The organism is Arthrobacter sp. APC 3897, from assembly GCF_030407495.1.
Taxonomy (GTDB): domain Bacteria; phylum Actinomycetota; class Actinomycetes; order Actinomycetales; family Micrococcaceae; genus Arthrobacter_B.
In genome coordinates this window covers 1-9,506 of record NZ_JASDDG010000051.1, presented here as the reverse complement: position 1 = coordinate 9,506, position 9,506 = coordinate 1, and the positions used below count along the sequence as shown (strand labels likewise).

Sequence of the window (9,506 nt, the reverse complement as noted above, 5' to 3'; positions counted from 1 at the left end):
AACAGGAGAGCGGAAAATCCCCGGCAAAGAGATCATGGGCCGCAAACTGGTCCGCCAGCTCTGGATGCGCGTCCTGGTACTCCAGCACCACGGCGGCCACGGTTTTCCAGAAGCCGGCTTCGGAGAGCCGCCCGTCCTCCTCCAGAAGTGCCGCCAGGAACCGGAAGAAGCAGTCGAACACATCAGTGAAGATGGACAGGATCTTTTCCTCCTGCGGGATCTGCACGCGCACCCGTGAGCACTCCTCGGGAAGGGGCACCCGGTCGCCCATCACCACAATTTCCTCGGCGATGTCCTTCATGATCATCCGCTGCACTGCCCCGTCCTTCAGCACCATGATCAGGTTTTCGCCGTGCGGCATGTACGCCAGGTCGTAGGCGTACAGGCAGTGCAGCAGCGGCACAAGATAGGCCTTCAGATACTGCTCCAGCCAGTCCGAAGCGCTGAGCCCGGACTGCTCCACCAGGGCGGAGACCAGGGGATGTCCGGCGGCGTCGGTATGCAGGAGGGACGCCATGGTGGCCAGTTGCTCACCCGCTTTGAGCCGGGGAAGAGGGCTTTCCCTCCACAGCGCCGAAAGCATTTTGCGGTAGGGAGATCCCTTGGGCGCCCCGGCCTCGAAGTAGCGGTTGGTGTAGCCGATCGCCGCGCTCTCCCGCAGGATGCCGAACCCTGCTGCCTGCAGCGCGGGGTCACTGCGGATCAGGCCGTCCAGCCAGTTGTTGATGGCGGGAGTGGCTAGCATGTATTCCGGTGAAAGCCCGCGCATAAAGCCCATGTTCACCACTGAAAGAGCAGTTTTCACATAGCACCGGTCAGTGTTCGTGCGGTTGAAGAACGTGCGGATGGACTGTTGTGCCTGATAGACGTCATCCCCGCTGCCCAGATGGATCAGATGCCCCCGGGCGATCTCGGCGGCAAAGGTGACGGTCAGCTTCTTGGCCCACTGCCACGGGTGCACCGGCATGTACAGGTACTCGGCGGGGTCCGCTCCCTGCTGAGCCAGCCGGGCATCAAAGCCGGCGACGGCGGCGGCTCCCAGTTCGCTCGTCAGATGTTCCCGATAGTCCAGGCCGGGCAGGGAAGTGAACACAGCGCAGTCACGGCGGACGGCGATCCATTCCAGCTGCACGGGCGCACCGGCCTCCGGCGCGTAGGACAGATAGTCGTCCGAGCCGAAGCCCAGCCGCCCGTTGTTGGCCACGAAGCAGGGGTGGCCCTCGGTCATTGACTGCTCCACGGTTTGGAAATCCGCAGCGGGATCCATCCCTGCGCTGAATCCTTGGGCGAGCAGCCCCGACGAGGGCGCACCGGGGTGGTTCTTGAAGGCGTGCGAGGCCAGGGTGCTGCTGATTTCTTCCAGATATACCGGAAGCATCTGCTCATTGATTCCCAGAGTTGCGGAGAACTCCGTGATGAAGACCAGCGCATCCAGCGAGGTGTCACGGCCAAGGGCAATCCGGCGGATGCTCCCGGCCGGGATGGACCAGTGGTCCAGGGCGAGCATCCGTGCGTCGAAACGGTACTCGGCACCGCCGTCGTCGGACACCAGCCGGTAGGTCCTGCAGCCCGGCTCGCCGCCGTGCGCCCCTGAGACGGGGGCATCGACCGGCTCCGGGCGCAGGATCCGCTCGTGGGAGAACTCGGACAGGGCCTTGCGGAGTACATGCCGGTTGGCGGCCGCCCAGCGTTCGGGTGTCAGGTGTTCAGTGGCTGCGGACCGGGCGGTGCCGGTTCCGGAATCGATCGAAGTCACAGGGCTGCTCCTGATGCTGTGGAGGGGAGAGGTCGGTGGTCTTGGCCGGCGCGGGCGGCGGACAGCGCGGGGGTGCTAAGGGCGCGGAGGTAATCCTCGCGGGTGCAGAAACTCAACAGGGCCTCCTTGTCCGGGAGCGAAATCCTGCGGGCGGGCACAAAACCCATCCGTGCATTCAGAGCCGCGATTTTCGTGTTCCGGACATCGGGTTCCACGACAATGCGCTGCGTGCCTTCATCGGCGAAAAGGAACTCCAGGACGGAACGGAACACTTCGGTGGTGAAGCCGCTGCGCGGGTGTTCCGCGGGGCCCGCGAGAAGATGCATTCCGGTGTCTGCGGGGTGTACGGCGTAGTGGGTGGCCAGCGGAGAATGCGCCGGGTCATAGGACTCCATCAGGAACGCGGGCGCTCCGTCTTCCAGTCCCAGCCAGGCATGATGGCGGGGGTCCTCGCTGATCCGGGTGTACTCGGCCAGCACGTCCTCCTGCGTCGCGTCCAGCATGCCCCAAAACCGGGCGTAGTCCCGGTTCATCCAGTCATGCAGCAGCGGCGCATCGCGGGCGGGGTTCAGGGGAACAATCCGAAAACTCATGCCGTGGCCTCGCTGCCCGCGAAGGCATAACCGGAAATGCCGGCGGCCTCGGGAACCGGTGCCTCGCGGGTAGCGTGCTGCGGAACGCCGAACTCCTGAAACGCGATGCTGTGTTCCACGGGGTAGTGTTCCCGGCCCAGCATCTGCGCAATGATCACGGAATTGCGGTAAGCAGCCATGCCCAGGTCCGGACTGACGAATCCGTGCGTGTGCAGCTCGGCATTCTGCACGAAGATCTCTCCGGGCACGGTGCCGATTCCGTAGCTGCGGTCAACATCAAACCGGCCGGCGGCGTCCCGCCGGATACGGCCGCTGATGCCGGCCAGGAAATCCGGCTCACGGTAGGTGTAGCCGGTCCCCAGTACGACGGCGCCGGTCTCAAGCCGGTGCTGCCGGTCCTGTTCGCCGTGGTGCAGGTTGAGGGTATGGGTATCAGTATCCGGATGGTACCGGGCGTCGAGGAGTTCCATCCCCGTCAGCAGCCGGGTCCGGGGCTCGCCGCTCAGGCTGAGGGCGTACAGGGCGTCATAGATCTCGTTGATGAGCTCCGAGTCGATCCCCTTGTAGAGATTCTTCTGGGTTGCCACCAGCCGGTCACGGGTGGCTTCCGGCAGGGCATGGAAGTAGTCCACATAGTCCGGAGACGTCATTTCCAGGGTCAGCTTGGTGTATTCCAGCGGGAAAAAGCGGCCGGAGCGGGTAACCCAGTTCAGCTCGTAACCGCGGGAGGGCATCTCCCGGAGCAGGTCCAGATAGATTTCCGCGGCGCTCTGGCCGCTTCCGACCACCGTGATGCTTGAGCGGGAGAGCAGTTCCTCCTTGCGGGCCAGATAGTCGGCGTTGTGCAGCACCAGTCCGCCCGCTTCGGCAATGCTGCGTGCCGCTTCGGGGACGTGCGGCTGCGTCCCGGTGCCCAGGACGAGCCGGCGTCCGCGGCGGACCCTGTGCCCCAGCGGGCCCGAGGTGTGAACCGAGTAGGCGCCGTCGTCGTATGCCACCTCGGTGACGCGCTCGCCGAAGTGCACGGTGGGGAGCGAGTCCGCCACCCACCGGCAGTAGGCATTGAATTCGGCGCGCAGCGGGTAGAAGTTTTCCCGGATGTAAAACCGGTAGATGCGGCCGGTCTGTTTGAGGAAGTTGAGGAAGGAGAACGGTGAGGTTGGATCCGCCAGCGTGACCAGATCCGCCATGAACGGCACCTGCAGGTGGGCGGTGTCCAGCATCATCCCTGGATGCCAGTCGAAGCCGGGGCGGGCGTCAACAAAAGCCAGATCCAGGTCGGCGATCGGATCCGACAGTGCGGCCAGCCCAAGGTTGAAGGGGCCTACACCGATGCCGACGGCGTCATGGATGCGCGGGACTTGCGCTGCCGGGCTCATGCCGGCATCCCCGCCGTCTCGGCCAGATATGAACGTCCCGCCGTGCGGATGAGGGCGAGGATTTCCCTGATGTCCGCCAGCGTGGTCTCCGCATTGAGCAGGGTGAACTTGAGGTAGTGCCGGCCCGCCAAGGTGGTTCCGGCCACCACGGCCTCCCCTGAGGCGAAAAGCGTCCTGCGGATGTGCCGGTTGGCGGCGTCAGCGCTCGCAGCGTCCGTTCCCGCCGGGAAGTAACGGAATACCAGGGTGCTGAGCTGGGCCGGAGCCGCCAGATCAAAGTCCGGGTCGGAGGAAAGAAGGCCGGAGGTTTCTGCGGCCAGGTCAATGGCCTTGTCCAGGAGCAGGCCAACACCGTCGGCACCCATCAGCCGAAGGGTGAGCCACAGCTTCAGCGCATCAAAGCGGCGCGTGGTCTGCAGGCTTTTATCGACCTGGTTGGGAGTCATTTCCCGGGCCGCGCTCTCCGGATTGAGGTAGTCAGCGTAGTAGGTCACGTGGCCGAGCATCGCCGCATCCCGCACCAGCAGGGCGCTGGAGGAGACGGGCTGGAAGAAGGTTTTGTGATAGTCAACGGTCACTGAATCTGCGGCGCGGATGCCGTCCAGCAGGTGGCGGTGGCGAAGAGATGTGATGAGCCCGCCGCCGTAGGCGGCATCCACATGGAGCCAGGTGCCGTAGCTGCGGGCAAGTGCTGAGATGGCCGGCAGCGGATCTATGCTGCCGAAGTCGGTGGTGCCGGCCGTGGCCACGACCGCCATGGGTGTCTCTCCGTGCGCAATGCCGACGTCCAGGGCCTCCCGCAGGGCTTCGGGATCCATCCGTTGGCGGGAATCGCAGGCCACCGGCACTACGGCGTCGTAGCCCAACCCCAGCAGTGAGGCCGACTTGGCAATGCTGAAGTGGCTGGCCTCGGAGGTGAAGATGCGCAGGCCGTCCAGCAGCGCAGGCAGCCGGCTGCCCTCGCGCCGCGGATCCAGGCGGAGCTTGGCCACCGCCTGGTTCCGTGCAATCAGGAGGCCCTGCAGGTTGGAGGTGGTTCCTCCGCTGGTGAATACTCCGTCTGCGCGGCTGCCCAGCTCGAGCCGGTCCGCCGTCCAGCGAATGAGCCGCTGCTCTATCAGGGTTGCACCGGCGCTCTGGTCCCACGTATCCAGGGACGAATTCACGGCGGACAAAATGGCCTCACCAACCAGCGCCGGGATAACCACCGGGCAATTCAGGTGGGCCGCGTATTTGGTGTCGTGAAAATACACGGCGTCCTTCAAATACACGCGGGCCAGTTCTTCCAGGGCTGCCGTCGTGGACGGCAGCGGCGACTCCAAATCAATTGCCTCCACGGCGGGTGCCAGCTGGGCCGGGGTGCAGCCGGTAAACGGGCGGGTTGTGCCGGCAACCGTCGCGGCCACCAGGTTCACTCCTTGGAGGACGTCATCCGCATAGCGTTTGGTGGTCTGCGAGTTGAACAGCAGACCGGCGCCCGCCCTTTCCTGATCGAACCGGAACGCCGGGTCGGTGTGTTGTTCAATGTGGTGCAGCAAGCTCACTGCGACTCCCTCAATTATTTCGGATTGGTAACTCAGGTAACCCTTACTTAGGATGACCTTTACGTCAAACAAATGTGACGTAATTGTTTCCGGCCGTTCCCCGGGAGGGCTGGACGAGCTGGTGCGCCCGGAAGCAGGACCTGGGCGGGTGGTGCTGGGCGGAAAGCATCAGTAGGCTTACTAACGAGGATGTGTACGCGGCCCGGGACACGGCGCCGCGCGCAGCGACAGGCAAACGGAAAGGCAGAGTTGATGGACGAGCAGAGCATTCCCGACCCCGAACTTGGCGATGACCCGGTACTGGCAGACGACGTTGCAGATGTAGTGACTCCGGATGAAGTCTCGGAAGTGCCGTTGAGCGACCTCACCGACGCTGATGACCTGAGCAGCGTGAAGGAGTTCCTCGATCCTGAGGATCTCGGGTATCCGGGCGCAGCCGAAGACAATCCTGACCGCTGGCAGGAAGATCCGCTGGTGAATGAAGAGCCGCTGATGGGTGAGCCCGGAGAGTTGTCCGACCAGACGCTGCGGGATGGAACGGCAGAAGAGCGCTACGAAGAAGGCGTCTCCCAGGTTCCCCCGGATGTTCCTACCATCGGAGAAGCGGCAAGCGACGTGGATTTTGATGATCCCGTCGCTGCGGATGAGCAGGACGGCAGTGACGATCCGGCCCATCTTGGCGGAGATCCGCTCGCCGACTTCGATTCTGAGGAACGCGAGCTCTAGCAGCACAGGGTGCACCGCAGGCAGCGGCCGGACAGGCGGGCCGCTGCCTGCGGTGTGTCCGGACACAGGGAGTTTGAAACAGGGGCGGCCGGTCCCTGCGTCCAAAATCCTGCGTGCTAAGCGGAGATCGCTGAAGCGTCTAACCTTTTCTCATGCCTTCTTTCCGAGCCCAGCTGAATATCACTGGGCTGAAGCCCGGAACACATCCAGAAGCCGTGATGGATACCGCCGTTGCGGCGCTGGCCGCCAGCCATCATGTGGAAGCCAGCCAGCTGGACATTGTGGCCGGAATTCCCCGCATCACGCTGCGGTTCATGGTTCCGGACAATGAATTCTCGCTGGAGAACTCCCAGGCACTGCACGCAGCGGCCAACATGCGCCATGCCGTGGAGACCGTCGCCGACGCAGAACGGTTGAGGGTCCTGCGCCGCCGGCGGGGCCGCTGGATCCCGCTGTAGGCGGTTTTGTCAGAAGAGCAGTTCTGTCAGAAGAGCAGCACCAGACGGCCGCGGACTCCGCCTGCCTCCAGCATGCGGTGGGCTTCCGAAGCTTTCTCCGCAGGCAGGCGGTCGGCAACCCGAAGAGTCAGGGTTCCGTCCTCGGCGAGGCGGCGGAGCGCCTCAAGCTTCTGACCGGAATGGTAGTCGTCGCGCACGGAAATCGGATGAACTGTTATGCCTCGTCCGGGATCCTGCTGCCACCAGCGGTACGTGGCGAAACCGCCGCCGTCTTTGACAGCCGGGGCAGCTTTGTCATTCATCACGGCTGCGTCAGCGAGGGCGTCCACACCCTCGGGAAAGAATTCGCGGATCCGTTCCGCAACGTTGTCGCCCCGCTCCACGATGTAGTCCGGTCCCAGCCCGGAGACCAGGTCACGGTCCTTTTCTGCGGCGTCGGCGACAACCACCAGTCCGGCATGTTTGGCCAGCTGGACCAGATAATTGCCCAGCGTTCCGGCTGCTCCCGTCACTGCCAGCGACTGTCCCGGCTGGAGGCCGAGCTTCTCGAGTGTCTGGACCGCTGTCAGGCCGTTCATGGGCAGGGTGGAGGCTTCAGCGAAGTCCATGCCGGCCGGGATATGGGCGATAGAGTCCGCCGGAGCCACCAGGAACTCCTGATAGGCTCCCCGGTGCTCGCCGAGGGGCAGTGCAATGGCCATGACTCTGTCTCCCGCCTGCCACCCGCCGGACCCGTCCGTCTCGTCAATGACCCCGGCTGCGTCCATCCCCGGCACCGCCGGCAGGTTGCCGGTGCCCTGGCCGCCTGCCCGCAGGACGGTGTCCGTCGGGCTGACAGCTGCGGCGTGAACCCTGATGCGCACCTCTCCCGGTCCCGCATGGGGCTCGGCAACGTCCAGAACGGTCAGTGCTTCAGGTCCGCCGAACTTTTCCACTCCGATAATCTTCATACCCGGCGGCAACTACCGCAGCTGCCGGGATATTCCATGAACAGACAGGGGGAACAGGTCCTTGACGGGTGAACTACAGGATGGCCGGGCGGGCATCTTCCGGGCGAAGCCGCGCTTCCGCCTGCCGTTCGCTGCGCCGCTGTTCATGGTCCACCTGATGCCGGCGGGAGCCTGCGGACAGCAGGACCAGGAAAGCGGCCACGGCCGCTCCCACGCCAATACTCAGGGACTCAGGGGCGCCTGTCAGCCGCTCAAAAGCAATGCAGGACAATCCCCAGGCAATGGCGAGAGCCAGCGACAAATGGCCCCGGTCGGTCATGCAGATGACGGTGATTCCCACCATTACCGTCATTAGCCCAATCAAGGCCCACACGGTAGCTCCCCACCCGGCGAGATCTGCTCCCGTCCTGGTCAGGGTGACGGCAAGCGCCGCAACGAGGGACAGCACGCCCGTGGCCAGCGTGATTTTCAGCGGCGCGTCAGCCAGGATTCCTTCCACAGCGGACGACGGCGGGTGAATGTTCATGCTGTGCACTGCCGCGAGGCCCACTGCGATGTGGACCGCAGCAGCGGACAGGAGGAGAGCGGTGTTCCCGGAGGAGACTGCCAGCAGCCAGACGAAGGCCGCTGCCTGAGAAGCAAGAATGAGCCAGCCCAGGGGTTCCTGCCGGGGGTTATCCCGCTGCCGGGGAAGCCACTGGTAAAGCGCGTATCCCAGCCACGCCGCGATAACCGGCATCCAGATCCACCAGGCTGCGGCGGCGGGAGCGAGGAAGGACCCCGGTGAGCTCAGGACGCCCTGGGGGCTTCGGTCCACTAAAGCTTCGTCCGCCCGTGCAAGGACAAGGGCGATCCCTGCGGCGGTTGCCGCTGCCGTGGAGACGGCGACGCGGCGAATGAGATCAACGGGGAGCCTGTTCCCTTTCCCCGGCAGCCGGAATCCGGACTCCGTGCCGGCACCGGATTCGGGCGCGGCGGGCGCCGGGTCGGCGGGCTCGGGGCGCGGGGTGACAGATGGTTTCAGCGGCGGAATCATCAGGGTCCTTCCCCTGCCGGAGTATCCGAAGTTGGTCTCCCCGGACGGTTTACCCACCCTATCCATTGACAAAGCCAGAGGGCTAGGTTAAATCCTGCTGAGCTTTTGGTGCGAATGCCAGGGAGAGCCTGCTGCGGTACTGAACGGGCTGCCTCGTCAACGGGTCAACAAATTCCACCGATCGGGCAAGCAGCTGAAGCGGACGGCTGTAGTCGTCCGGAGCCTGCGGCAGCAGCTCGGGGTAAAAGGAATCGTTGAGGATACCGATTCCCTGAGATGCCATATGCACCCGCAGCTGGTGTGTCTTGCCCGTGTGCGGCTGGAGGCGGTAGCGGCCAACGCCGCCGTGCGCTTCCAGGAGCTCAATGCGGGTCTCGGCGTTGGGTTCGCCCTCCACTTCCTGCGCCAGCAGGTAGGTGCGCGACTTGACCATCCGGCTGCGCACAGTTCGGGGCAGCTCAAGGTCATCGCGGACCGGGGCGACGGCCTCGTATTCCTTGCTGATCCGGCGCTTCTCAAACAGTGTTTGGTACTTTCCGCGGGTTTCCGGGTTAGTTGAAAAGAGAAGCACCCCTGCGGTCATCCGGTCCAAGCGGTGCATGGGAATGAGGTCGGGAATGTCGAGCTGTACCCGAAGGCGTACCAGAGCGGACTCCGCAACATACATGCCTCCGGGCGTCGTCGGCAGAAAATGCGGTTTGTCGACGACCAGCAGGTTTTCGTCCTGGTGCAGGACGTTGATCTCCACCGGCAGGCGCTGCTCGGGCGGCAACTCCCGGTAGTACCAGATGAAGGTGTGTTCGCGCAGCGGAGTCTCCTGAGTCAGCGGAACACCGCCCAAACCCACAACCTCGCCGCGGGCAAACCGGTTGGCGATGCCCTCCGGATCCACGTGGCCAAACCGGGACAAAACGTAATCCATGGCCGTTGCCCAGGGACCGTCATCCGGAAGCCGGAGACGGGTGGCATTCACGCCGTTGCGAACAGGAAGGGGAGATTGCATCACCCTTCCAGAGTACCGAGGCGCGGAATCGTTCCATGACCGGGGCGGGATCGTTGCGGAG

General features: G+C 64.4%; 9 protein-coding genes. 2 read left to right on the top strand and 7 right to left on the bottom strand.

Going from position 1 to position 9,506, the window contains the following annotated elements:
- The 4 genes from QMA10_RS17410 to QMA10_RS17395 all read right to left on the bottom strand — a co-directional run.
- Positions 1 to 1,756: IucA/IucC family siderophore biosynthesis protein (locus tag QMA10_RS17410; RefSeq protein ID WP_290170453.1), on the bottom strand; the 1,756-nt coding region annotated here is incomplete at its 3' end.
- Positions 1,753 to 2,349, bottom strand: a complete 597-nt coding sequence (locus tag QMA10_RS17405; RefSeq protein WP_290170451.1) for a GNAT family N-acetyltransferase — start codon at positions 2,347 to 2,349, stop codon at positions 1,753 to 1,755. The genes QMA10_RS17410 and QMA10_RS17405, both read right to left, overlap by 4 nt.
- The gene (locus QMA10_RS17400) at positions 2,346 to 3,728 is read right to left on the bottom strand and encodes a SidA/IucD/PvdA family monooxygenase (RefSeq protein WP_290170450.1); all 1,383 of its coding nucleotides are present in this window, start codon (positions 3,726 to 3,728) and stop codon (positions 2,346 to 2,348) included. The genes QMA10_RS17405 and QMA10_RS17400 overlap by 4 nt, the downstream gene beginning before the upstream one ends.
- Positions 3,725 to 5,254, bottom strand: coding sequence for an aspartate aminotransferase family protein (locus QMA10_RS17395; protein WP_290170455.1), 1,530 nt, complete (start codon positions 5,252 to 5,254; stop codon positions 3,725 to 3,727). Before QMA10_RS17395 ends, QMA10_RS17400 begins: the two co-directional genes overlap by 4 nt.
- Before the next feature lie 270 nt (positions 5,255 to 5,524).
- On the opposite strand from QMA10_RS17395, the gene QMA10_RS17390 reads away from it, so the two are divergent.
- Positions 5,525 to 5,998, top strand: coding sequence for a hypothetical protein (locus QMA10_RS17390; protein WP_290170448.1), 474 nt, complete (start codon positions 5,525 to 5,527; stop codon positions 5,996 to 5,998).
- Between the two features lie 152 nt (positions 5,999 to 6,150).
- Positions 6,151 to 6,456 carry a hypothetical protein gene (locus tag QMA10_RS17385; RefSeq protein ID WP_290170447.1) on the top strand — a complete coding sequence of 102 codons (306 nt, stop codon included), beginning with the start codon at positions 6,151 to 6,153 and terminating at the stop codon, positions 6,454 to 6,456.
- A 26-nt stretch (positions 6,457 to 6,482) separates the two neighbouring features.
- On the opposite strand, the gene QMA10_RS17380 is transcribed toward QMA10_RS17385, so the two are convergent.
- The 3 genes from QMA10_RS17380 to QMA10_RS17370 form a co-directional block, all read right to left on the bottom strand.
- Positions 6,483 to 7,406, bottom strand: a complete 924-nt coding sequence (locus QMA10_RS17380) for an NADP-dependent oxidoreductase (RefSeq protein ID WP_290170445.1) — start codon at positions 7,404 to 7,406, stop codon at positions 6,483 to 6,485.
- Positions 7,407 to 7,479: 73 nt separating this feature from the next.
- On the bottom strand, positions 7,480 to 8,499 hold the full coding sequence (locus QMA10_RS17375) for a hypothetical protein (protein WP_290170443.1): 1,020 nt from the start codon (positions 8,497 to 8,499) through the stop codon (positions 7,480 to 7,482).
- Positions 8,500 to 8,524: 25 nt separating this feature from the next.
- Entirely contained in the window at positions 8,525 to 9,445 is a 921-nt protein-coding gene (locus QMA10_RS17370; protein WP_290170440.1) for an RluA family pseudouridine synthase, read from the bottom strand.
- Between the last annotated feature and the right edge of the window lie 61 nt (positions 9,446 to 9,506).